This is a genomic window from Streptomyces kaniharaensis (assembly GCF_009569385.1).
Taxonomy (GTDB): Bacteria; Actinomycetota; Actinomycetes; order Streptomycetales; family Streptomycetaceae; genus Kitasatospora; species Kitasatospora kaniharaensis.
In genome coordinates, this window is record NZ_WBOF01000001.1 from 5,846,065 (window position 1) to 5,868,632 (window position 22,568).

Below are 22,568 nucleotides of genomic sequence, written 5' to 3' on the forward strand. Positions count from 1 at the left end.
GAGACACCCATGACCCGCCTGACCCTCCCGAACGAAGACATCCCCGCCGTGGTCGCCCGGCTGCGGGCCGAGTTCGCCACCGGCCGGACCAAGCCGCTCGCCTGGCGCTTGGAGCAGCTCGCCGCCCTGCGCGCCCTGCTCACCGAACAGGCCGAGGCGTTCCAGCAGGCCCTGCACGCCGACCTCGGCAAGAACGCCGCCGAGGCCTACCGCACCGAGATCGGCTTCACGCTCAACGAGCTCGACCACACCGTGGCGCACCTGGAGGAGTGGCTGCGCCCGAAGCCCGCCGCCGTGCCGGAGTTCTTCCGGCCCGCCCAGGCCCGCGTCGTCCGTGACCCGCTGGGCGTGGTGCTGATCATCGCGCCCTGGAACTACCCGCTCCAGCTCGCCCTGGCCCCGCTGGTCGGCGCCCTGGCCGCCGGGAACACCGCCGTGGTCAAGCCCAGCGAGCTCGCCCCCGCGACTTCCGCCGCCATCGCCGAGCTGCTGCCGCGCTACCTCGGCGCCGACACCGTGGCGGTCGTCGAGGGCGCCGTGGCGGAGACCACCGCCCTGCTGGAGCAGCGCTTCGACCACATCTTCTACACCGGCAACGGCGCGGTCGGACGGATCGTCATGGCCGCCGCCGCCAAGCACCTGACGCCGGTCACCCTCGAACTCGGCGGCAAGAGCCCGGTCGTGGTCGAGCCCGGCGCCGACCTCGCGGTCACCGCCCGGCGGATCGCCCGCGGCAAGTTCCTCAACGCCGGCCAGACCTGCGTCGCCCCCGACTACGTCCTCGCCATCGGCGACAGCGCCGCCGGACTGGAGAAGGAACTCGCCGCCGCCGTCACGGAGTTGTTCGGCGAGGAGCCGTCCGCCAGCCCCGCCTACGGACGGATCGTCAACGAGCGCCACTTCGACCGGCTCACCGCACTGCTCGGCGACGGACGGACCGTCACCGGTGGCGGCCACGACCGCGGCACCCGCTACCTCGCCCCGACCGTCCTCGCCGACGTCCCGGCCACGGCCCCCGTGATGCAGGCCGAGATCTTCGGCCCGATCCTGCCCGTCCTCGCGGTGCCCGACCTCGACGCGGCGATCGCCTTCATCAACGAGCGCGACAAGCCGCTCGCCCTCTACGCCTTCACCGAGTCGGAAGACACCAAGCGGAGGCTGGCCGAGGAGACCTCCTCCGGCGCGCTCAGCTTCGGCCTGCCGGTCTCCCACCTGGCGATGCCCGAGCTGCCGTTCGGCGGCGTGGGCGAGAGCGGCATGGGCCGCTACCACGGCGAGTACTCGATCGAGACGTTCAGCCACGCCAAGGCCGTCGTCGACAAGCCCCTCGTCTGACTACCGGAGATCACCTTCATGACCCCGCTCGACCACGGCACCGCCGTCGCCACCGAGACCGCCCGCCTCGTCGCCGCCGTGCAGCACGCCGACCCGTCCACACCGGTCCCCACCTGCCCCGGCTGGACCCTCGCCGACCTCGTCCGCCACACCGGCAGCGTCCAGCGCTGGTTCACCGTCCTGCTCCGGCAGCGCATCCAGGAGCCGCCCCGCAGCCGCGACGTCGACCTGCGCCTGCCCGAGCAGCCGCAGGCCTACCCGGCCTGGCTCGCCGAGGCCGCCGCGGAGGCGGGCCGGACCTTCGCGGAGAACGACCTCGACGCGCCGATGTGGGCCTGGGGCGCCGACCAGCACGCCCGCTTCTGGGTGCGCCGCATGCTGTGCGAAACCCTCGTCCACCGCGTCGACGCCGAACTCGCCCTCGGCCTCGCTCCCACGATCGATCCGGCCCTCGCGGCCGACGCCGTGACCGAGTTCCTGACCAACCTGCCCCACGCCGCCTTCTTCGCTCCCGGGACGGCCGAGCTGCGAGCCGAGGACCGTACCATCCGCTTCGTCCGCACCGACGGCGAGGACACCTGGCTGGTCCGCCTCCGCCCGGACGGCTTCGGCCTCACCCCGGACGATGCCGCCGCGCCCGCCGACGCCACCGTGCGGGCCACGGCCGCCGACCTGCTCCTCCTCCTGTACGGCCGCCTCGACCGCACGGCGGACGCTGTCGTCCTCGACGGGGACGAGGAGCTGCTGGCGCGCTGGTTCGCCAACTCCGCCTTCTAGGAGTCGGTTCGGGCGCAGGCCCGCCGGTGAAATCAAGAATCCTGCCCGAATCCGGGCAGGATTCTTGAGGTTTGTTCGGCTGGGCGCCTACGGTCTGTGCTGTCGCGCGTCCGGCATCCATCAGTGCTGCCGCACTTTCCCGGGGTCAACCACCACAGGTGTCAGTGCAGTTCACGCCGACGGTGACATGGCGACACGCGGGGGAGGCGGACATGGGCATGGTGCTCGGCACGATCGAGCGAATCTGGCGGTACCCGATCAAGTCCACCGGTGGTGAGTCGTTGAGCGAGGCCGCCGTCGATGTCCGGGGCGTCGTCGGCGACAGGCTCCACGCGGTGCGGGACACCGAGGGGAAGTTCGGCTCGGGCAAGACCACGCGCCGGTTCCGGCGGATGCCGGGGCTGTTGCGGCTGCGGTCCCGGTACGCCGGCGGAGATGTCACGGAGGTGCCCGAGCTGCTGGACCCGGACGGCGTCCCGGTAGCGGACCCCACCGGCTACCTGCGGCGCTACCTGGACCGGGACGACGTCGAGGTGGCCCGCGAGGGCGCGGTCTCGCACTTCGACCAGCTCCCGCTCAGCCTCCTGACCACGGCCACCCTCGACTGGGTCCGCGCGGCCGTTCCCGGCGTGCCCGTCGACGAGCGCCGGTTCCGCCCGAACCTGCTGGTGCGGACACCGCCGGGCACGCCCCCGTTCGTGGAGGACGAGTGGTTCGGCCGCACCGCCCGGATCGGCGACGCCCTGCGCCTGGGGTTCGAGCGCTCCAGCGAGCGATGCGTGATGACCAACGAGGCCCAGCAGGACCTTCCGCACTCGCCGCTGATCCTGCGAGCCATCGCGCAGGCGCACGACACGCGGCTGGACGTCCTGGCCACGGTCACCCGCCCGGGACGGATACGGCTCGGCGACACCGTCGAACTGATGTGAGATCAGGGCCGCTGCGAGAGCGGGGTCCGGCCGATCCGTGGACGGCCGGACCCCGCTCTCGCATTGTGGTCGTCAGCCGGCCGTCGCCTGCCGTCCCGGTGAGGACGGCAGGTCCTGAAGGCGGCTGACCGGGGAGAGCACCAGGCCGATGACGACGACGGCGGAGCCGGCGGCGGCCACGGTCAGGGCTCCCCGGGCGCCGAGCTGGCCCGTGAGCAGGCCGGCGGACAGGCCGCCCAGCGCACCGCCGCCGAACAGCAGGGTTCGGAACGCGGCGGTCATCCTTCCCATCATCGACTGCGGCGTCACGGCCTGGCGGAGGCTGACGATGATGACCCCGGCCACGCCGAGGCCCAGATAGGTGGTGAAGAAGGAGAGGACGAACATCCCGATCATCACCGGTCGCGGCCCGGTGGCGGCGGGAATCAGCGTCGGGCCGAGCAGGAGGGCGGACTGGGCGACCAGGTAGACCCGGCCGAGCGGGAACCGCGCGATGACCCTCCGCGAGATCAGCGCGCCGATCAGCCCGCCCACCGAAGCGACCGCGAACACGGTCCCGAGCGTCGTCGAGCCGAGACGGAGATCGTGGGTGCCGTACAGCAGGAACATCGTCCACACCGTGATCATCGAGAAGTTGCAGCAGAAGCCGATCAGCGCGAGCGCCCGCAGCACCCCGTCCCGCATCACCCAGCCGAGGCCGTCCCCGAGCTCGCGCAGCAGGTGCCGTTCGGCTGCCGGTTCGGGGCGCGGCTCGGGCGTGCGGATCAGCAGCAGCGACACGAGCGACACCGCGTAGGAGCAGGCGTCGACGACCAGAGCCACCGGCGCGCCCAGCGCCGACACCAGGACACCCGCCAGCCCGGGCCCCGCCACGTCGGCGGCGGAGGAGCTCGCGCCCATCCTGGCACTGGCCTCGACGTAGTGCTCGGGGCTCTTCACCAGCACCGGCACGTACGACATCCAGCTCACGTCGAACACCACCGAGGCGATGCCCACCGCGCAGGCGATCACCATAAGCACGGGCAGGTCGAGCGCGTGCCACCAGTACAGCAGCGGGACGAGGCCGAGCAGGACCAGCCGGACCAGGTTGGCGCCCAGCATGACCGGCCGCCGACGGGCCCGGTCGGTCCAGACGCCGATCAGCAGGGCGAGCCCGAGGTAGGGGACGAGCTGCAGGAAGCGCAGCAGTCCGACCTGCTCGTCGGTGGCACCGAAGGCGTTGATGGCCGTCAACGGGAGCGCGAGGTTGGTCACCTGGGTGCCGAGCAGCGACACCGTCTCGCCCAGCCAGAATCTGAGGAAGTCGCCGTTGCGCCACCGGCTCGGTCGGGCGGACGTGTCCGCCTCGGTGGTGTCCGCAACGGTCGGGGCCGACGTGGGAGCGTTCGGGGTCACCAGGCGCTCCCGACGAGCTCGGCGACGGCGCCGGCCACGGCATCGACCTCGTCCTCGGTGTTGTAGTAGTGCGGCGACAGCCGCAGGCACCACTCCACCTCCTTGTCGGCGAAGTCGAACTGCGCGAACTCCCGGTAGCTCAGGGCCGAGTTGATTCCGCGCGCGTCCATCGCCGCCTTGAACGGCTCCGCCTCCCATCTCTCGATCGCGAAGGTGACCAGCGCGGCCGGAGCGGGCCCCCGGTCCAGCGTCCGGACGCCGGGTACGTCGGCCAGCTGCCGGCGCAGCCGCGCGGCCAGCGCCGGGGTGCGCTGCGCGACCGGCTCCAGGCCGACCCGCAGCGCGTAGCGGACGGCGGCGGCGCAGCCGAGCACGGTGGCGTACGGGAACTCCCACTCCTCGAACCGGGCGGCCGTGCCGACCGCACGGTAGTGGCCGGGGGCGACCCAGCGCGCGCCGTGCATGTCGATGTACAGGGGCTCGAGACCGGCCGCGAGCGCCCGGTCGGAGACGTACAGGAAGCCCGAACCGCGCGGCCCGCGCAGGAACTTGCGGCAGGTGGCGGTGAGCAGGTCGCAGCCGATCTCCTCGACGTCGATCGGGTACTGGCCGACCGACTGGCAGGCGTCGACCAGGTAGAGCAGGTCGAGTTCCCGGCAGTGCCGGCCGATCTCGGCCACCGGCTGGACCAGCCCGGAGTTGGTGGGGACGTGTGTCACGGCCACCAGGCGCGGGCGGTGAGCGCGCATCAGCACGGCCATCGCGTCGACGTCGACGCCACTGCCGTCCGGGTGGTCGGGGGCGTGCACGATCCTGACACCGTGACGCCTGCGCAGGGCGAGGAACGCGATCTGGTTGGAGATGAAGTCGTTGCGGGTGGTCAGGACGACCTCCCCGGGGCGGAAGTCGATCGCGGAGAGGGCCTTGGTGTAGGCGTGGGTCGCGCTGCCGGCGAAGGCGATGTTGTCGGGCCGGGCGTTGACGAGTTCGGCGATCGCCGCGTGGAAGTCGGCGATCTCGCCGGCCCGGGCGGCGGAGGCCTCGTACCCGCCGATGGCCGCTTCCAGGTGCAGGTGGTCGAGCATCGCCTGGAGCACCGGACGGGCCGTCAGACCGCAGCCGGCGTTGTTGAAGTGGATCACCGCCTCGCATCCGGGGGTGTCGGCCCGCAGGGCGGCGAGGTCGAGGAGCGGTTCCGGGCTTGCGGCGAAAGCGCTATCATGATTCTTCATGTCTGACAGTAGCAGTATCGAGACGCTGGTGGCGATCCTCCGGACCGAGATCGCCCGGCTCTCCCCGGGCGATCGCCTGCCCAGCAGCCGCGATCTGATCGCGCGTCACGGCGTCGGCCCGGTCACCGTCTCCCGCGCGATCGCCCAGCTGGCCGCCGAGGGCGCCGTCGTCACCCGTCCCGGCAGCGGTACGTACGTCGCCGTCCGCCGGCCGCGGCACACCGGAGGCGAACCGGACACCTCCTGGCAGGCGGTTGCCCTGGCCGGCCGCCACGCCCCTCCGGAGCGGCCTGACGAGCAGTCGGGCAGGGTGCCGGCCGGCACCATCGCGCTGTCCGGCGGCTACCTGCACGAGAGCCTCCAGCCCACCCGGCTGCTCGGCGGCGCCCTCGCCCGGGCGGCCCGCCGCCCCGATGCCTGGCACCGTGCCCCGGCGGCGGGCCTGTCGACCCTGCGCACGATCTTCGCCCGCCAGGCCGGTGGCGACGTCGGCCCCGAGGACGTCCTGGTGACCGGGGGCGGGCAGGGGGCGCTGTCCATGCTGTTCCGCGCCGTCGCGGCGCCGGACAGCCCGGTCCTGGTCGAGTCGCCGACCTACCCCGGCGCGCTCGCCGCCGCACGCTCCGCCGGGCTGCACCCGGTGCCCGTGCCGATGGACGACGAGGGCCTGCGCCCCGACCTGCTCGCCGACGCCTTCGCCATGACCGGAGCCCGTCTGCTCTACTGCCAGCCCACCTTCCACAACCCCACCGGCCTCGTCCTCTCTCCCGAACGGCGCCGGCAGGTCGTCGACGTGACGCGCGCCGCCGGAGCCTTCCTGATCGAGGACGACTTCGCCCGCCATCTCGGCCACGGCCGCCCGGTGCCGCGCCCGCTGGTCGCGGACGACCGCGACGGCACGGTGATCCACCTGACCTCGCTGACGAAACCGGCGTCGCCCAGCCTGCGGATCGGCGCCGTCATCGCCCGGGGCCCGGTCATGCGGCGCCTGCTCGGGATGCGGCGGGTCGACGACTTCTTCATCGCGCGCCCCCTCCAGGAAGCCGCGGTCGAACTGCTCAGCACCCCCGCGTGGGACCGCCACTTGCGCACGCTGGCCACCGCACTGCACCACCGCTGCGCCGTCCTGGCCGGCGCCCTCGCCCGTGAGGTACCCGACTGGAGCCTCCTCGGCGTTCCGGAGGGCGGCCTGCACCTGTGGCTCCGGCTTCCGTCCGGCCTCACGGAGACGGCCGTCGTGGACGCGGCCGCGGCTCACCGGGTGGCCGTCGACCTCGGTCACCAGCGCTTCCCGGCCGAGCCGCCCGCTGCTCACCTGCGCCTCGCCTTTGCCGCCGCGGCGGAGCCCGCCGAACTCGCCGAAGCCGCGAGCCGCCTGGCCGCCGCCGCCCGCAGCCTGGGGCCGACGGCCGGGTCGGCGTCCGGCGGGTGAAGCGTGACCTCTGAAGCGCCGTCCTCGTACCCGCCGATGCCAGCCTGGCGTGCGCGGTGGGCCGTCCTGTCGCACCGTCTGAGGTATGGCCTCGATCATCGTGCTCTTCGAGCTGGAGCAGGACGAAGCCCTCGGCCCCGAAGGAGTGGAGCCGAGGGTGGTTGCCGTCCATGCCGCCGGTGCCGATCCCGACGTCCCCGAGGACCCGCTGCCGCGCACGCTGTGCCTGCGGGACACCAGCCGGATGGAGCACTCCCACTACAGCCCCCAGCGGCCCGGAGAGTCCTGGTATCCGCCCGCGCTGGCCGAGCTCAGGTGCCGGGAGTGCGAGACGGTGCTGAGACGGTCGTGAGGTCAGCGCAGTGGCTCAGGCGGAGCCGAGTTCCAGGCGGTCGAGCAGGCCGGCGACGACTGACGCCGCGGGCCCGGTCTCGACCGGTACGAACGGGGCGATGTGTGGAGGCAGTTCGCCACCTTTTCGGGACATCCTGCGCCGAATCCCACAGCCGGTCTGACGGTATGACAGAAAGCTGGTAGCCATCGGTCCCTTTGACCGCCTGTTGGCCCGGACAGGTGGTTCTCGGCGGACCGGCCGCGCGCCCAGGTCGGCATGTGGACGGGTGTGACACCCGCATGGCGAAGATGATGCATGCCCGTCACCCACCGGCGACCGCAGGGCTTCCCGGTCCCGGTCGCCCGGCCGGCAGTGGTCTGTCCAGCCCCGGTCCTCGGTCAGGGCCGTCGGGTCCACCGGTCCCGGATGGGTTCCCACGTGCTCACTGTTACGCAAAGGATCTTCATGGGTTCACGGATCAGACGCGGCACCGCCTTCGCCGCGCTCACCACCTTCGCCGGCACACTGTGCTCTGCCACACCGGCGCACGCCGCCCTTCCCTCGCCGATCGCGCACGCGTTCGTCGTCTCGTCCGACGCCATCGGGGCGATCGCCGCCGTGCCGCCCACCGTGGTGTCGGACTATCCGCCCGGTGGCACGACCACCCAAGTCGGCCTCACCGCAGGCCCGTTCGCCACGAGCGGGACCCTGACCGCCGCCACCGCCGGCAACCCCGTCACCGGAACCTCCAGTGCCACCGCCACGGTGGAGAACCTCGGGGGCAACCTCGGCGCGAACATCGGCGTTCTGGGACTCGTCGGTGTCCACTCCACCTGCAACGCGAACGCCGCCGGTGCGACGGGCTCGGGGCTGATCGACAGCGGCAGCGTCACTCCCGCGGGGCTGGCTCCCGTCATCCTGCCGTCGAATCCGGCGCCGAACACCGTCATCGTCATCCCGGCACTCGGCCAGTTGACGCTCAACGAGCAGTCGACGGACGTCAACGGAGTGCTCACGGTCAACGCGTTCCACCTGCAGCTGCTGCCGGAGCTCAGCGGGGCCAACGTCATCGTGGCACACGTCCAGTGCGGAGGCGCGGCCCCGGCCCCGTCGATCGTCAAGAGCGCCGAGAGCTCGTTCGTCGAGGGGCAGACGGTCCACTACACCTACACCGTGACCAACAACGGCGTCGTGCCGCTGACCGGCATCACGGTGACGGACTCCGGCCCCGGCAGCCCGGTCGTCACCTGCCCGGCCGGGACGCTGGCGCCGGCCGCCTCCGAGGTCTGCACCGCCACCTACGTCGCCACCCCGGCGGACGCGGCGGCGGGCCGGATCGTCAACACCGCGACGCTCAACGCCACCGTCGAGGGCGCGGGTGCGGTCACCATCAACAGCAACGAGCTGACGGTTCCGCTCCGGGCGCTGGCCGTTACCAAGGAGGCGACCGACCCCGACTTCCAGGCCCCGGGCGCGACGGTCCACTACGTCTACACCGTCACCAACACCGGCCGGGCGCCGTTGACCAACGTCACCGTGACCGATGCGACGCCGGGCGTCAACATCCCCGGCTGCGGCACCAACCAGCTGGCGCCCGCCGAGAGCACGACCTGCGCGGCCACGTACACCACCACGGCGGCGGACGTCGCGGCCAAGTCGGTCACCGACCAGGGGTCGGCCAGCGGCACCGACTCGAGCGGGCAGCCGGTGACCGCGACCAGCAACCGGGTCACCACCACCCTCGCCGCGCTGGCGGCGACCAAGCACGCCAACCCGTCCGTGTTCACCGGCGCGGGCGAGACGATCACCTACACCGTCACGGTGACCAACACCGGCGCCCAGCCGCTGACCAACATCCACGTGACGGACAACGGGCCCGGCGTGCCGACGGTGACCTGCCCCACGGGCGAACTGGCGCCGGGAGCCTCGGTGGACTGCACCGCCACCTACACCACCACGGCGGCGGACGTCGCCGCGGGCCGGGTCACCGACACCGCGACCGCCACCGGCACCACTCCGGCCGGCCGCACGGTGAGCGCCGACACCGACCCGCTCACCGTCGGGCTGGAGTACGCCGGCAACCCGTACCCGGTCGTCGAGCACCACCCGGTCGGCGAGCACCACCCGCTCGGCGAGCACCACCCGGCCCCCCACCCCGGCGGCGTCCTGGCGGAGACGGGAGCGGGAGATTCGACGCAGGCCGCCGGACTCGCCGCCGTCGCCCTCGTGGGCATGGGCTCGCTCCTGCGCGGCTACACCCGCGTCCGGAGCCGCCGGACCGGCGCCCGCGGGTAGTCGTACCTGCTGCCGGACCGACTGGTCGCACTGCCGCGTCGGGCCCTCCGTGAACCCACGGAGGGCCCGACGCCGTCCGGTGTCCGCGGTCCACCTGCCCTTCAAACGTCGAGTTCCCCCGGTGCGAGGAAATGGAAGGCGGGGCGAGGGTGCATGAGGAAGTCGTGGTGCGAGATGTTCCACGCGTAGGCGCCGGCCAGCTCGAACATCACCCGGTCCGCGGCCCGCAGGACCGTGACCGCGGCCTGGTGGGCGAGCACGTCCTTCGGCGTGCACAGCTGCCCGGCCAGGGTCGCCCGGCCGGTGGTGACGGCGGGCCGGGCCCACGGATGCGGCCAGTCCGTCACCGGCACGACGGTGAACGGCTGGTCGTGCCCCCGGGTGGCGGGAGTGCGCAGGTGGTGGGTGCCGCCGCGCAGGACGGCGACGTCCTGGCCGTAGCTCTGCTTCACGTCGAGCACCTCGGTCGCGTAGTAGCCGCAGTACGCCGTCAGGGCCCGCCCCGGCTCGATCCGCAGCCGCAGCCCGGGGACGCGCTCCAGCAGCTCGGCGAGGCCGGCGCCGAACGCCTTCCAGTCGAAGCGCCGCGCCGGGTCGGCGTAGTCGACGGCCATCCCGCCGCCCGCGTTGACCTCGGTGAGTTCGAAGGCGTGCCGCTCGGCCAACTCCACCGCCCGACGGACGATCCGCTCCGTCACCGCCAGCTGCGCCGGCGCGTCCAGCCCGCTGGCGAGATGGGCGTGCACTCCGCGCAACCGCAGCTGCTCGAAGCCCGGCGCGGCGAGCAGCCGCAGGCACCGCTCGGCCTGGTCCGGGTCGAGCCCGAACGGCGTCGGGCGGCCGCCCATCGTCAGCGCCACCGGGCCGAGCGCCTCCGAACCGGCCGGCAGGTTCAGACGGAGCAGCACGTCCACCGTCCGCCCCGGCATCCCGGCGAGCAACGCGGCCAGCCGTCGCAGCTCCTGTTCGCTCTCCAGGTGCCAGCGTCCGACTCCGATCCGCAGCGCCAGGGCCGTCTCGGCGGGTGTCTTGCCGGGCCCGCCGAAGGCCAGCGCGGCCTGCGGCAGCACCTGGTGGACGTGCGCCAGCTCGCCGCCGGAGGAGACCTCGTAGCCGTCCACCAGGTCGGCCAGCGCGGCCAGGATCTCGGGCTCCGGATTGGCCTTGGCCGCGTAGTAGAGCTCGGCCCGCTCCGGCAGGGCGGCCCGGACGGCGGCCGCGTGCACCCGCAGCGCGGTCAGGTCGTAGACGTAGGCGGGAAGGGCGTCGGACGCCAGGCCGGCCACCAGTCGACGGACGGCGGCGGTCATCGGACGGTCCGGATCGGGGTGCGGTCGAGGGCTTCGGACGGGGTGCCGACGGCGGCGAGAAGATCCTCGGCGAGCGGCGACGGCAGCGGGACGTAGCCGGCCTCGCGATCGGCCTTCCGTGCCCAGCGGATCAGCAGGTTGGCCTTGGCCGGCAGCGGCACGCCCGCGAGGAGCGCGCTCAGCCTCGGTGGACAGCCGTACTCGGCGGCGTGGTCCCGCAGCGTCTCGCGGACCAGCTCCCACAGTGTGGCCTCCAGCCGCGGGTACCGGTCGGTGAGCGCCGCCAGGACCTCGGAGACGTGGTTGACCAGCAGGCAGTAGACCACCCGGTCCCAGCCGCGCTGCGCGTCGTAGGTCATCGGGCCCGCCACGTCGGGGGGCAGCTGGGCCAGCGCGGGGGCGTGGCGTTCGGGGAGCAGCTTGGTGCCCTCCAGGTCGCGGAAGAGCACCTGGGCCGGGCGCCCGGCGGCGTCCACCCCGACCACGACGTTCTGCAGGTGCGGCTCCAGGACCACGCCGTGGTCGAAGTACGCGGCGAGCACCGGCGGCACGAGCAGCCGCAGGTAGGCGCGCAACCAGTCGATCGCCTCGGCTGGCCCTGCGCCGTCCAGCAGATGGGAGACGTGCGCGGAGCTGGTCGGGTACTCGTCGGCGACGGCGGCCGCGAGGAGCGGGGTCACCCCGGGGTGCAGGACGGCTGCCAGGCCCTCGCGGACGATCAGGCCGAAGCCCTCGTACAGCGCCGTGTCCGGGCGCCCGTCGCGGCCCGGCAGCGCGAGAGTGCGGAACGCCGGCTCGCGGAGGATCACGGCCTGCGGGAACCGCTGGGCCAGCTCCGCCCGTACCGGGGCCAGCAGGCGGGTCAGTGCCACCGCTCCGGCCAGTTCGTAACCGGCGTTCTTGCGCAGGCAGTTGGTGATCCGGACGTTGAGGCTGAACTTGAGGAACACGCCAGCCCCTTGCAGGGTGCGGACCGAGGCGGTGGGTGTGAACGGACTGCCGCCGGTGCCCAGGTCGAGCACGTCACCCCGCCGGAGTGCCGCCCGCAGCAGGGGGTTCGCATCCAGCAGCCGGTACTGCCACGGGTGGACGGGCAGCAGCCGGTACCCCGCGGGCACCGGGCGCAGCCCGTCCACCAGAGCCGTCGCCGTACCGTCCACGCTCTGCTCGGCGAGCAGGTCGGCGCGCACCGCGAGGTGGCGCAGCGGGAAGGCCGCGCGCAGCTCCGGTGCGTACGCGGCCCAGGCCGCCCGGTCGGCGGAGCGGGACTTGGGTGTGGGGTGGAAGCGGTGGCCGAAGACGATCGCCTGCTCGGACTCCAGGTAGCGGTCCGTGCCGGCTGCCGGCCGTCCGGACAGGGCGGCGGCCACACCCTCGTAACTGGAGGTCATCTGATCCAGGAACTCGTCGTTGTTGACGCCGCTGCGCAGCGTCAGCTCGCCCTGGACGTGCTCGGCGAACTCGCGCCAGCCCAGCTCCCGCGGGGCGGCCGGGTGCTCCTGGTGGACCGGGCCGGTGAACCGGTGCGCGCCGATCAGGGAGGTGCGGCGCAGCGCGACCCGCAGCAGCACCCCGCGCCTCGGCAGCCGCACGAGCAGGTGTCCGTCCGCGACGGTGGTCTGGTGCTCGGGCGCGGACACCTCGCGGAGCAGGCAGTTGAGGAGGGTGTGCGACACGGCGTGGTCGGCGGTGGGAAGCGGAGCCGGCGGCTGGGACAGGGGCCTCATCGGAACCTCCGACGGGTGCGGGAGAGGAGGAGGGCGGTGGCCGCGGCGAGGGCGGTCGCCGCTCCGGTCAGCGCGGGGGCGCTCGCGCCGTAGCGGCCGGCGACGAGCGCGGCGACGACCCCGGCGGCCACCGCTCCGCCCTTGGAGAAGAACTCGACCGTGCCGAACATCCGGCCGGGGGCCCGCCCGTGCGCCGCCTCGGCGGCCAGCACGGAGAGCGATACCAGGCCGAGGGTGAGCCCGGCGCCGAACACCAGCCGGACGGTGACGAAGGCGGCCAGGCTGTCGGCTGCCGCGTGGCCGGCGAGGCCGAGCGCGACCACCGCGAGGCCCAGCGCGAAGCCGAGCCGCGCCCTGCCCAGGACGAGGTTGTGGGCCCGGGCGGCGAACAGCAGGTAGCAGAGGTGGGGCAGGGCGAACAGAAGGCCCGCCACGGTGGGGGACAGGCCGGGCAGGCGCTGATCGAGGAGGGCGATCAGGTACGGGAAGGAGATGACGGTGGAGAAGACGAAGACGAACTCGAGGGCGTAGAGCAGCCGGAGCAGGCCGTCGGTGCGATCGCACGGTGCGGGCCCGGCCCGCTCCGGTTTTGCTGCCGGCGTCAGGCGGGGTTCCGGCAGCCGGGCCAGCAGCGCGGCGGCGGCCAGCGGCAGGACGGCCATCAGCAGGTACTGCCGGTGGGGGCCGATCCATGGTGAGAGCGCCCCCACCACGATGGGTGCCGCGACCAGCGAGGCCCGTGCGCCGCCCTGCATCAGGGCGAGGGCCCCGGACAGTCGCGGACCCTCCAGGCCGGCGGCGAGGTAGCCGTTGGAGGCGGCGAACGTGCCGCCGAGGAAGCCCTGGAGCACCAGCGCGGCGGTGAAGGCCGGCAGGCTGTCCGCCGCCCCGGCGAACAGGAAGGAGACGCTGAGCCCGAGTTGGGCCCGCAACAGCAGCCGCTTGCGGCCGAACCGGTCGGCCAGGCGACCCCAGAACGGGGCGCCGAGCGCGCTGAAGACCGTCGGGATGACGTAGAGCAACCCGGCCCAGCGGGCGGTCGGGTCGCCGAGGCCGGGCAGGATCGCGGTGAAGTAGGGCGGCAGGCCCAGGGTGGCGAACGAGGCGACGAAGTAGCAGGCGGCGACCGCGTGCACCTGGCCGCGGTCGAGCCCCCGCGTGGGGCCGGCGATGGCGTGCGCGGAGCCCTGCGGGGCGGCGGTGCTCATCTCCTGACCCCCGCGCGGAGCAGGTAGTTGGGGCCGCTGGTGTAGTACTTGTTGACGTCGGCGGCGCCCGAGCGCTCCTTGCTGAGCAGGGTGCCGGCCGTGACCATCGCCTTGACCGGCAGCCGTTCGGCGTCCAGCAGGGCGGCTCGCATCGGTTCGCCGTCGGCGCCGAGGCGGCCGATCGCCTCGTCCAGACGGTCGCGCAGCAGCCGCAGCAGGCCGGTCAGCGAGGCGCGGCCGTGTGCGGCGAGGCCGAACGCGACGGCGGCCGTGCAGAGATGGCCGGTGATGGTGGTGAACAGGTCGGTCAGCGGCCGATCGTCCGTACCGCAGATCCGCGGGTCGGTGAAGTCGTCCGGCTTCACGTCGAGCAGGGCGGACCTCACCGTGTTGATCCGGGGGCCGTCGTTGTCCTTGAGGAGCAGCCGCAGCCGGGTGCGGCCGTGTGGCAGGTCGAGCACCAGCGAGGTGTTCTGCTGGTGCGACTCCAGGGCGATCCCGTACCCGAAGAGCGTCGTGTGCCAGTCCAGCAGGACGGCGAGCAGGCTGTCGTAGAGGGCGAGCACGTCACCGCGGAAGAACCGGTCGGCGAGGTGGTCGATCACCAGCCTGCCGCCGGGCGCGGCGGCGAGCAGCGCGGCCAACGGCACGGTCAGCGCGTCCTGGAGCGTGGCCGGGTAGCGGCGGAGCAGCACGGCGAGCAGCTCGTGGCCGGTCTCGGCGTACCACTGCTCGTCGGCCAGCAGCACGGAGTGCGCGAATCTCGGCTCCCTGGCGATCACCGCCTCCAGCAGCCGCTGGCCCGCCGCGCCGTCGGGCAGCACGCCCGGCTTGATGGTCCGCCGGTTGCGACGGCCCAGGGTGGCGGTGGCCAACGGGAGCTTGAGGTGGTGCAGCGGGGTCTCTACGACGGCCACGGTGCGCATCGAGAGCGTCGGGACGACGGTGAGGTACGGGCGTTCGGCCAGCACGGCCCGCCCCCCAAGCGCAGTGGCCGCCAGCGCCTCCTCCAGCCCCTCGCCGATCGAGAGCGGGTGGACCGGAATGGCGAGACGGTGCCCGGTGGGATCGGGCAGGCCGAGCTGTCGGGGCGTGGGCCACCAGGCGGGCAGCGGGGCGTCACCGTGTGTGGTCAGGGCCTCCCGTGGGACGGCGAGCCAGCGCAGCGGGAAGGACGGATGGAACTCCGGTGCGTAGCGGCGGAGGTTCTCGTCGTCGAGACCGCGCCGCCCGCGCGCGGTGGGGTAGACGGGATGGTCGTGGTAGGCCGCGAGGGTGTCCTCGGCGAGGCTGCCGCGTAAACCTGTCCAGTCGGCCGGGTCGGCCCCGTACCGCGCCGCCAGCTCCGCGTGCACGCCATCGCGGGCCCCGGCGTGCAGCCGCATGGTCGCCAGGGTCTGGCGGCACTCCTCGGCGAAGGCGTCGTAGCCGGCCCGGTCCTCCGGCGCGGCCAGGGCGCGCAGTGAGCCGATCATCTCGTCCAGGCCGGTCACCCTGGCTCCGTCCACCTCCAGCAGCGGCAGTCGCGCGGTGTGCTCGCACTGGAAGCCCTCGTCCGCCACCGGGAGCAGGACGGCGGTTCCGCTGAGCTCCAGGCGCAGCCAGCGGCCGTCCGCCCGCTCGACGGGCACGCTGGCGGTCCGCAGGCCGAGGACGTCCTCGCGGAGCAGGGCGCCCAGGACCCGCAGGGTCAACTCGTCTCGCTCGGTCACGGCGTGATCTCCCAGCGGTTGGCGGCGACGAAGTCCGTGGCGGCACGCCGGAGGGCGTCCGGGTCCCGGCCCAGGGCCCAGACCAAGCCGAGGTAGTCCCTGAGCGCCCGCACCCGGCGGTCGGTCAGCACGGTGACCGCCAGACCCAGCCGGGCCGCAGCCGGCAGGAAGCCCCGGGTGACCGAGTCGGTGGGTTTGAGGGCGAGCAGGTACAGCAGCATTTCGGGTGGTCCTCGGCACACGGACGCAGCCACCGGCAGCCGCACGGGCGTGGCGGGCGGACGCATCGGCCGGCGCCGTCGGCGTCAGGCGCTTCCGTGCCGTCACTCCACAGCATGTACGTCAGGCATCGTGCCTGACACCGCGACAAGTCTCAGGTGTCCGAGCGAATCAGGCGGTCGGGCCGGTTCGGACACAATCTCTAAAGTCAGTATAGGAGGCGATTTTCGCACATCAAGGGAAGTGGCGACATTTCCGGCCCATCCCACCCGCGATTTTTTCGGCGCAAAGGGTGGAAAGTGACTCTGTGTGTCAAATTTCGGCGAATTCGCCTCAAGTGTGACTCGCCGTGAGAACTCCTGGCCAGAGCCGGCAATTTGGCGTCGAGAACGTCGTGGACGGGCGGGAATTCTCGTAGTCGTGGAGCCGGCAACCGGTCCGGGTGTGATCCTCTGCGAGGGCGCATAGGAGCGGACGTGCCGGAGTGATTCGTCAACGGATCGCCTGTGACGGCATGGGAGGCGCGCTGCCGCCTGGGGAAATCCGCGTGTGCAATTACGTCGTTCCCGCGACAAACTCCGGAACGCCGATCGGGGAACCGTCGGCGGCGCGTGAGGAGCTCGGTGTGGCCTCGCCGCCCGCTCCGTCCGAGCGCAGGCTGGAGTAGTAGCTCGCGGCGTCTCGCGCCCGCACCGGGGCGGCAGCGCCCTCGCCGCGCCCTGGCCGAGCGCTCCGGCGACGAGAGGAGGAGTCCTCATGACCACCCCCGGTGTCCGCCCTTCCGCTGTCTACCGTCCGGTCCGGCTGGTGGCGGTCCTGGACGCGCCGCTGTCGCGATGGCTGTGGCTGGTGAAGTGGATTCTGGTGATCCCTCACCTGGTGGTGCTGTTCTTCCTGTGGATCGCGTTCGTCCTGGTGAGTGTGGTCGCGTTCTTCTCGATCTTCATCAACGAGCGCTACCCGCGTGCCTTGTTCGACTTCAACCTCGGCGTACTGCGCTGGAGTTGGCGAGTGTCGTACTACGCGTACGGCGCGCTGGGAACCGACCGGTACCCGCCGTTCAGCCTGCGGGAGGAACCGGACTACCCCGCCCGGCTCGACGTCGCCTACCCGGAGCGGCTGTCCCGTGGGCTTGTTCTGGTCAAGTGGTGGCTCCTCGCGATTCCGCACTACCTGGTGATCGGCGTCTTCAGCGGCGGCTGGCGGGGGGACGGGGGCGAGCCGGGGCTCATCGGTCTCCTGGCGCTGATCGCGGCCGTCATCCTGGCCTTCACCTCGTGCTACCCGCGCGACCTCTTCGACCTGGTCATCGGCCTCAACCGCTGGGTGTTCCGGGTCGCCGCCTACGCGGCCCTGATGACCGACGAGTATCCGCCGTTCCGGCTCGACCAGGGCGGCCGCGAACCGGGCGAGCTCCCGCCGTGACCACCGTCCGCCACCCGGCAACAGCCCCTACCGCTCGCCGCTCTGCGGCAGGACCGGCTTCACGTCCAGGACCGGGGTGCCGTCGAGGGCTTCGAGGCCGCTGACGCGGACGCGCGGGCCGTCCACGGCGAGGATGGTGACCCGGTGCAGGCCGATGGGGTTGGGCCGGTCGGGCGAGCGGGTGGCGAAGACCCCGGTCTCCGGCCGGGAGAGGTCCCCGCGCGGGTGGACGGCGAGCACCTCGCGGTCTGCCCGGTCGAGCCAGGTGAGCAGCAGAACCTCCTGTCCGACGTCCAGGTCCCGCAGTCCCCGTACCATCGACGGCTCGAAGACCAGCCAGGCGTCCGGCCCGCCCTCGTCATCCTGCTTGGGGGCGTCCGCCCGGTCCAGCAGGGGTGACTCGACCCGGCCGATCGCCCGTACCCGGTAGTCCTGGTTCGCCATCGCTCTCTCCGCTCGCCCCTCCTGAGCGTGTGGGGTTCGCTCGTACAACGCCGCGACTCGGCTCGTCTCATCCCACGTCGCCTGCCGAGGTCTGTCTGCCCGCCGAGTGTCGAAGGGCTGGCACGATGGCGGCGAAGCTCAGGCACTCGGGTGCGGCTGGCCCTCGGCCCGCGCGTGGAGGTGCCACTCCATCACCTGCGCCGTCATGGGCCGGCCGAAGTGGAAGCCCTGGCCCCACAGGCAGCCGAGCGCGCGAAGGCGATCGGCCTGGGCGGCCGTCTCGACGCCTTCGGCGACGATGTCCAGGCCGAGACTGCGGCCGAGGTGGACGATCGTCCGGACGAGGATGTCGTCCCGATCCTCGCCGGCGATGCTGACGAAGCTGGGGTCGAGCTTGATCGCGTCGACCGGGATGTCCCGCAGACAGGCGAGGGACGACCGGGTGCCGAAGTCCTGGACGGAGATCCGGACCCCCATGCCGCGCAGCCTCGCGATGTGGGAGCGGGCGATCTCCCGGTCGCCCGTGAGCGTGGCCTCGCTGATCTCCAGGATCAGCGAGCCGGCGGCCAGCCCGCTCTCGTCGAGGGCGCCGGCCACGACGTCGGAGAAGTCCGGGCCCCAGAGCTGGCGGCCGGAGACGTTGACGATCACCGCGAGTTCCCGGCGCTCGGGGAGGGCGTCGTGCCAATGCCGGGCCTGCAGGCACGCCTGCCGCAGCACCCAGCCTCCGACCGGCACGATCACTCCCGTCTCCTCGGCCACGGGAATGAACTCGTTGGGCGGGACGAGTCCGCCGCCCTTCGGGGCCCAGCGCAGCAGGGCCTTCACCCTGCCGACCTCGCCGGTGGCCAGGGCGACCACCGGCTGGTAGTAGAGCATGAGCTCGTCACGGTCGGCCGCACCGCGCAGCGCCTCGGCGATCCGGGCGTGGTCCTGGGAGGAGTCCCGCATGTGCGGCTGGAACAGGACCATCCGGTTCTTGCCCTCGGTCTTGGCCAAGTACAGTGCGACGTCGGCGTCGCGCAGGGCGTCCGTCGCCTTGCCCGGCTCGCGGATCAGGCGCGCGCCGAGGCTCGCGGTCACGTGGATCTGCCGGTGGTCCGCGACCACGAACGGGGTCTGGAACTGCCCGAGGATCCGCTCCATGTACTCGCTCAGGTTGTCCTCGTTCAGCTCGTCCACGAGCACGGCGAACTCGTCCCCGCCCAGTCTGGCGACCAGGTCGCGCCTGCGCACCCCGCCCACCAGCCGATTGGCGACGGCGATCAGCAGCTCGTCTCCCACCGGGTGCCCGAGGGAGTCGTTGACGTACTTGAAGCCGTCCAGGTCCAGGAGGAGCAGCCCGGAGGGGCGCAGCTCCGAAGGCCGGTCCACCGCGTGTTCCAGCCGGTCCCCCAGCAGGAGCCGGTTGGCCAGTCCGGTCAGCGGATCATGGAACGCCTGATGGCTCAGCCGGTGCTGCAGCTCCGCCTGCTCGTGCAGTGACTCCTCCAGAGCCCGGGCCCGTAGCCTCGCCTCCTCGGCTCTGGCCTGCGCGTACCGGGCGAGGTAACTGACGCGCAGCACGAGCAGGACCGCGAGGGCGGCGACCATGCCGACGACGGCCGCGATGTGCCTCGGTTCGTTCTGGATGCCTCCGACGTCCAGCACCACGATCGCGGGCCCCATCAGGGCCAGTGCGAGCAGGGCCGCCAGCCGGGGGCGGGAGAGCGTGATCTCACGGCCCGCCGTCTGCTCCGTCGGGCGGGCCGGAGCGGGCCGAAGGGCCGCCGTGCCCAGGAAGAGGTAGGAGATCATCCAGCCCACTTCGGACACGTTCTCCCCGATCGCCGTCCCGGTCGTCGCGGACGTCCCGTAGTAGAGCGCGTCGGCGGCGAGCATCGTGGCCAGCCAGCCGATGAGGAGCGGGAAGGACGGGCCGCGGGAGTAGCCGGCCGTCAGCACCAGGCGAGCCGCCAGGCACAGGAGGACCAGGTCGGCCACCGGATAGGCGACCGACACCGCGAGCGACAGCGGGTCCAGGTGGCTGCGCACGTACGGGCCGATGATGAAGACCCAGGAGAGCGTGGCGAATCCGAGCGTCACGATGCCCGCGTCCAGCAGGCCCACCCAGTGCGCCCGGCTGGTCAGCCTGCCCCCGAACATCAGCAGTCCCACGGCGTACAGAAGGTAGGCGGCCAGGTAGAGCCAGTCGACGAGTCCCGGGAACGGCACCTCCGCTCCCCGCACCTGGTAGAGCCCCCAGATCGTGTCCGCCGCGGCGTAGGGGGCCGTGCCCAGCGCCAGCACGTACCACGCGGCCGCCGAGGGCGGCCGGTTGATGCGCACTCCCACCGGGACCGCGATGGCCGTCGCCACCCCCAGCGCCGAGGGTAGCCAGAAACGGGCGGGGGACGACACGACCACGAACGCCACGATCACCGCCGTGCCCGCCACCGGGAACGCCCACCATGCGCCGACGCGGCCGCGCCACCCGCCGCGAAGCCAGCCCATACACCCTCCTCACCGACGGGTCGGGCGTCCGGAAGCACCCTGTGCGCCGTGGGTGAACCGCTCGCGCGTCGAGGAGCCCCGGACCAGCTACCTCCAGCCAAGAGCGAACGACACGAGATCGCAAACCCAGACCGGTCGACCGGGCTGCGGGGAACGCCCAACTCCCGCCGCCACCCTGTCCGTTCACGGGGAGTGCCGAACACCGGTCAGGTCGGCGTTCCTTGGGGCGTCGTCACTCAGTGTCCACGCTTCCGGGAGAGGCCCGTGCCTTCATGGTTGCCCGGCCAACGTTCTGCCAGGGGTGCACGACCGGAGTCCGTGGGTGAGCCTGGAAGTGGAGGTGGAGCATGGAACGGCTACACGCGGACGTGTGCGTCGTCGGTGCGGGCTTCGCGGGACTGGCAGCCGCACTGCAGCTGACCCGGGCCGGCTGTGACGTCGTGGTGCTGGAGGCCCGGGACCGGGTGGGCGGACGGGTCTGGAACCGGGAGATGGCGGACGGGACGGTGGTCTCGGCAGGCGGCACGTGGCTGGGCAGGGGACAGGAGCGGATGTTCCGCCTCTGCCGGGACATGGGACTCGACGTCTACCCCCAGTACGATCAGGGAGACCACATCCTGCGCCTGGACGGCCAGAACCGCCGCTACCGGGGGGCCGCGCCCCACGCGGGTCCGGTGGCGCTCGCCGCCCTCGGCCTGGCCATGCTGCGCCTCAACCTGATGGCACGCCGACTGCCACCGGGCGAACCGTGGCGAGCCGGGGGAGCCCGGGCGTGGGACGCCCGTACGCTCGGGCAGTGGATCGGCGAACCGCTCAACGTTCCTTCGGCCACCGCCCGGACGCTGCTGCACTCCGCCTTCGGCGTGCTGTTCTGCGTCGACCCTGCGGAGGTCTCATTGCTGGGATCGCTGGTGCTGGCCCGGGGCGGCGGTGGCTTCGGCTACTACACCGACTCCCGCAGGACCGAGACACACCTGGTGGACGGTGGAGCCCCGGAACTGGCCCGGCGGATGGCCGGGCGCCTCGGTGACGCCGTGCGTCCGGGCTGCGCGGTGCGGCAGATCACCGAGAACGTGTACGACGTGGAGGTCCGCTCCGACGAACTCGCCGTGCGGGCACAGCGGGTGATCGTGGCCACCCCGCCGGTGCTGGCCGGGCGGATCGCCTTCGATCCGCCCCTTCCGGTCGCGCACGCCCAGCTGCGGCAGCGGCTGGTCCCCGGAGCGATCATCCGGGTTCACACGACCTACCCGGCGCCGTTCTGGCGCGGGCGCGGCCTGTCGGGGCAGACCCTGGCGCCGCAGTCGCCCGTGGCGGTCACCATAGATCAGACGCCGCGCTCCGGGCGGCCGGGAGTCCTCAGCAGCTACGCCTTCGGCACCGCCGCACTGAAGGTGGCCCGCCTGGCCCCCGAGCGGCGCAGGCAGATGTGGCTGGAAGCGTTGGCCGAACGCTTCGGCCCCGAGGCACTCGAGCCCCTGGCCTACCTGGAGACCGACTGGTCCGCCCAGCCCTGGTCCCTGGGCGGGATGATCGCCCACTTCCCGCCGGGCGCCCTGACCGGCTACGGCGAGGCCCTGCGCGAACCGGTGGGACGCATCCACTGGGCCGGAACCGAGTCGGCCACCCTCATGCACGGCCTCATGGAAGGCGCGGTCCGCTCCGGCGAGCGAGCCGCCACCGAGGTCCTGGCCGTCCTCGCCCCCAGCCGCCGCCCGGTCGCCCGGCGCTGACCGGACACGCCGTCCATCGCCTCCCGCTCATCGTGCCGGGAGCACGACGCGCTGGTCGACGGGGGAGGAGAGGATCACAGACGTGGTGGTGCGGCCGAGGATGGAGATGAGTTCGATCAGCTCCTCTAGGTGGGTCGTGTCGCGGGCGGCGATCTTGAAGACCCAGCAGTCCTCGCCGATCACGTGGTGCACCTCCAGGATCTCCGGGCGGTGGAGCAGCTCCTGGCTGCGCAGGTGCTTGACCGTCATGCGGGCGTGCGGGGAGACGCGGACGAAGGCCTGGATGCCGTAGCCGAGGCGGTCGGGGGCGACGCGGGCCGCGTAGCCGGTGATCGTGCCGTCGGCTTCGAGGCGGCGGACGCGTTCGCCGACGGCGGCGGGGCTGAGATTGACCCGGCGGCCGAGTTCGCTGAGCGTGATCCGGCCCTCGGTCTGGAGCAGCTCCAGCAGGCGCTGATCGACCGCGTCGAGGCCGCCTCCGGGACGTGCTGAGGAATCGTCGGCCGTGGCGCCGATCTGCCGTCGGTCTTTCGGTCGTAGCGCCTGAACTCCCATGATCTCCCCTTCA

At 72.7% G+C, this 22,568-nt stretch carries 18 protein-coding genes; 8 read left to right on the top strand and 10 right to left on the bottom strand.

The window, feature by feature from the left end:
• Positions 1–9 precede the first annotated feature (9 nt).
• The 3 genes from F7Q99_RS26185 to F7Q99_RS26195 all read left to right on the top strand — a co-directional run bounded on the left by F7Q99_RS26185 (position 10) and on the right by F7Q99_RS26195 (position 3,041).
• Complete coding sequence (locus tag F7Q99_RS26185) at positions 10–1,335, top strand: aldehyde dehydrogenase family protein (RefSeq protein WP_153465289.1); 1,326 nt, start codon at positions 10–12, stop codon at positions 1,333–1,335.
• 18 nt (positions 1,336–1,353) lie between these two features.
• Positions 1,354–2,112, top strand: coding sequence for a maleylpyruvate isomerase family mycothiol-dependent enzyme (locus F7Q99_RS26190; protein ID WP_153465291.1), 759 nt, complete (start codon positions 1,354–1,356; stop codon positions 2,110–2,112).
• A 212-nt stretch (positions 2,113–2,324) separates the two neighbouring features.
• Positions 2,325–3,041 (top strand): MOSC domain-containing protein, encoded by a 717-nt coding sequence (locus F7Q99_RS26195; protein WP_153465293.1) that lies wholly within the window; start codon positions 2,325–2,327, stop codon positions 3,039–3,041.
• 72 nt (positions 3,042–3,113) lie between these two features.
• Here F7Q99_RS26195 and F7Q99_RS26200 read toward each other — a convergent pair whose 3' ends face one another.
• Complete coding sequence (locus F7Q99_RS26200) at positions 3,114–4,436, bottom strand: MFS transporter (protein ID WP_326847125.1); 1,323 nt, start codon at positions 4,434–4,436, stop codon at positions 3,114–3,116.
• Positions 4,433–5,668 (bottom strand): aminotransferase class V-fold PLP-dependent enzyme, encoded by a 1,236-nt coding sequence (locus F7Q99_RS26205; RefSeq protein WP_153465295.1) that lies wholly within the window; start codon positions 5,666–5,668, stop codon positions 4,433–4,435. The genes F7Q99_RS26200 and F7Q99_RS26205 overlap by 4 nt, the downstream gene beginning before the upstream one ends.
• On the opposite strand from F7Q99_RS26205, the gene F7Q99_RS26210 reads away from it, so the two are divergent.
• The 3 genes from F7Q99_RS26210 (at position 5,667) to F7Q99_RS26220 (ending at position 9,729) form a co-directional block, all read left to right on the top strand.
• Positions 5,667–7,100, top strand: a complete 1,434-nt coding sequence (locus F7Q99_RS26210) for an aminotransferase-like domain-containing protein (RefSeq protein WP_153465297.1) — start codon at positions 5,667–5,669, stop codon at positions 7,098–7,100. The two genes, F7Q99_RS26205 and F7Q99_RS26210, sit on opposite strands and share 2 nt — an antisense overlap.
• Positions 7,101–7,185: 85 nt before the next feature.
• The gene (locus F7Q99_RS26215; protein WP_153465299.1) at positions 7,186–7,452 is read left to right on the top strand and encodes a hypothetical protein; all 267 of its coding nucleotides are present in this window, start codon (positions 7,186–7,188) and stop codon (positions 7,450–7,452) included.
• A 447-nt stretch (positions 7,453–7,899) separates the two neighbouring features.
• Positions 7,900–9,729 carry a choice-of-anchor P family protein gene (locus F7Q99_RS26220; protein ID WP_195911176.1) on the top strand — a complete coding sequence of 610 codons (1,830 nt, stop codon included), beginning with the start codon at positions 7,900–7,902 and terminating at the stop codon, positions 9,727–9,729.
• Positions 9,730–9,830: 101 nt separating this feature from the next.
• Here the strand turns inward: F7Q99_RS26220 and F7Q99_RS26225 are convergent, their stop codons facing one another.
• From F7Q99_RS26225 to F7Q99_RS26245, 5 genes are read right to left on the bottom strand one after another with little or no spacing between them, the layout of a single operon-like run.
• Positions 9,831–11,039 carry a type III PLP-dependent enzyme gene (locus F7Q99_RS26225; protein ID WP_153465302.1) on the bottom strand — a complete coding sequence of 403 codons (1,209 nt, stop codon included), beginning with the start codon at positions 11,037–11,039 and terminating at the stop codon, positions 9,831–9,833.
• Positions 11,036–12,766: an IucA/IucC family protein gene (locus F7Q99_RS26230; RefSeq protein ID WP_153465303.1), complete on the bottom strand. Its 1,731-nt coding sequence runs from the start codon at positions 12,764–12,766 to the stop codon at positions 11,036–11,038. Before F7Q99_RS26230 ends, F7Q99_RS26225 begins: the two co-directional genes overlap by 4 nt.
• On the bottom strand, positions 12,763–13,974 hold the full coding sequence (locus F7Q99_RS26235) for an MFS transporter (RefSeq protein ID WP_153465305.1): 1,212 nt from the start codon (positions 13,972–13,974) through the stop codon (positions 12,763–12,765). Before F7Q99_RS26235 ends, F7Q99_RS26230 begins: the two co-directional genes overlap by 4 nt.
• Positions 13,971–15,686 (bottom strand): IucA/IucC family protein, encoded by a 1,716-nt coding sequence (locus F7Q99_RS26240; protein WP_326847126.1) that lies wholly within the window; start codon positions 15,684–15,686, stop codon positions 13,971–13,973. The genes F7Q99_RS26235 and F7Q99_RS26240 overlap by 4 nt, the downstream gene beginning before the upstream one ends.
• Positions 15,683–15,907: a hypothetical protein gene (locus F7Q99_RS26245; protein WP_195911271.1), complete on the bottom strand. Its 225-nt coding sequence runs from the start codon at positions 15,905–15,907 to the stop codon at positions 15,683–15,685. Before F7Q99_RS26245 ends, F7Q99_RS26240 begins: the two co-directional genes overlap by 4 nt.
• Positions 15,908–16,661: 754 nt before the next feature.
• Here F7Q99_RS26245 and F7Q99_RS26250 point away from each other — a divergent pair.
• Entirely contained in the window at positions 16,662–17,330 is a 669-nt protein-coding gene (locus F7Q99_RS26250; RefSeq protein WP_153465308.1) for a DUF4389 domain-containing protein, read from the top strand.
• Positions 17,331–17,357: 27 nt separating this feature from the next.
• On the opposite strand, the gene tsaA is transcribed toward F7Q99_RS26250, so the two are convergent.
• Together tsaA and F7Q99_RS26260 are read right to left on the bottom strand one after the other, a co-directional pair.
• Entirely contained in the window at positions 17,358–17,774 is a 417-nt protein-coding gene (tsaA, locus tag F7Q99_RS26255) for a tRNA (N6-threonylcarbamoyladenosine(37)-N6)-methyltransferase TrmO (protein ID WP_153465310.1), read from the bottom strand.
• Between the two features lie 138 nt (positions 17,775–17,912).
• Entirely contained in the window at positions 17,913–20,267 is a 2,355-nt protein-coding gene (locus F7Q99_RS26260; RefSeq protein WP_153465312.1) for a putative bifunctional diguanylate cyclase/phosphodiesterase, read from the bottom strand.
• A gap of 347 nt (positions 20,268–20,614) precedes the next feature.
• Between F7Q99_RS26260 and F7Q99_RS26265 the strand changes: the two genes are divergently transcribed.
• A complete protein-coding gene (locus tag F7Q99_RS26265) occupies positions 20,615–22,000 on the top strand; it encodes a flavin monoamine oxidase family protein (RefSeq protein WP_153465314.1) in 1,386 nt (461 codons plus the stop codon).
• A gap of 27 nt (positions 22,001–22,027) precedes the next feature.
• Here F7Q99_RS26265 and F7Q99_RS26270 read toward each other — a convergent pair whose 3' ends face one another.
• The gene (locus F7Q99_RS26270) at positions 22,028–22,555 is read right to left on the bottom strand and encodes an Lrp/AsnC family transcriptional regulator (RefSeq protein WP_153465316.1); all 528 of its coding nucleotides are present in this window, start codon (positions 22,553–22,555) and stop codon (positions 22,028–22,030) included.
• Positions 22,556–22,568: the final 13 nt, after the last annotated feature.

What these genes read in the sequence shown, in the direction of transcription:
- F7Q99_RS26185 (WP_153465289.1), top strand. Translation starts at nt 10, where the DNA reads ATGACCCGCCTGACCCTCCCGAACGAAGACATCCCCGCCGTGGTCGCC.
- F7Q99_RS26190 (WP_153465291.1), top strand. Translation starts at nt 1,354, where the DNA reads ATGACCCCGCTCGACCACGGCACCGCCGTCGCCACCGAGACCGCCCGC.
- F7Q99_RS26195 (WP_153465293.1), top strand. Translation starts at nt 2,325, where the DNA reads ATGGGCATGGTGCTCGGCACGATCGAGCGAATCTGGCGGTACCCGATC.
- F7Q99_RS26210 (WP_153465297.1), top strand. Translation starts at nt 5,667, where the DNA reads ATGTCTGACAGTAGCAGTATCGAGACGCTGGTGGCGATCCTCCGGACC.
- F7Q99_RS26205 (WP_153465295.1), bottom strand. Translation starts at nt 5,668, where the DNA reads ATGAAGAATCATGATAGCGCTTTCGCCGCAAGCCCGGAACCGCTCCTC.
- F7Q99_RS26215 (WP_153465299.1), top strand. Translation starts at nt 7,186, where the DNA reads ATGGCCTCGATCATCGTGCTCTTCGAGCTGGAGCAGGACGAAGCCCTC.
- F7Q99_RS26220 (WP_195911176.1), top strand. Translation starts at nt 7,900, where the DNA reads ATGGGTTCACGGATCAGACGCGGCACCGCCTTCGCCGCGCTCACCACC.
- F7Q99_RS26225 (WP_153465302.1), bottom strand. Translation starts at nt 11,039, where the DNA reads ATGACCGCCGCCGTCCGTCGACTGGTGGCCGGCCTGGCGTCCGACGCC.
- F7Q99_RS26230 (WP_153465303.1), bottom strand. Translation starts at nt 12,766, where the DNA reads ATGAGGCCCCTGTCCCAGCCGCCGGCTCCGCTTCCCACCGCCGACCAC.
- F7Q99_RS26235 (WP_153465305.1), bottom strand. Translation starts at nt 13,974, where the DNA reads ATGAGCACCGCCGCCCCGCAGGGCTCCGCGCACGCCATCGCCGGCCCC.
- F7Q99_RS26245 (WP_195911271.1), bottom strand. Translation starts at nt 15,907, where the DNA reads ATGCTGCTGTACCTGCTCGCCCTCAAACCCACCGACTCGGTCACCCGG.
- F7Q99_RS26250 (WP_153465308.1), top strand. Translation starts at nt 16,662, where the DNA reads ATGACCACCCCCGGTGTCCGCCCTTCCGCTGTCTACCGTCCGGTCCGG.
- tsaA (WP_153465310.1), bottom strand. Translation starts at nt 17,774, where the DNA reads ATGGCGAACCAGGACTACCGGGTACGGGCGATCGGCCGGGTCGAGTCA.
- F7Q99_RS26260 (WP_153465312.1), bottom strand. Translation starts at nt 20,267, where the DNA reads ATGGGCTGGCTTCGCGGCGGGTGGCGCGGCCGCGTCGGCGCATGGTGG.
- F7Q99_RS26265 (WP_153465314.1), top strand. Translation starts at nt 20,615, where the DNA reads ATGGAACGGCTACACGCGGACGTGTGCGTCGTCGGTGCGGGCTTCGCG.
- F7Q99_RS26270 (WP_153465316.1), bottom strand. Translation starts at nt 22,555, where the DNA reads ATGGGAGTTCAGGCGCTACGACCGAAAGACCGACGGCAGATCGGCGCC.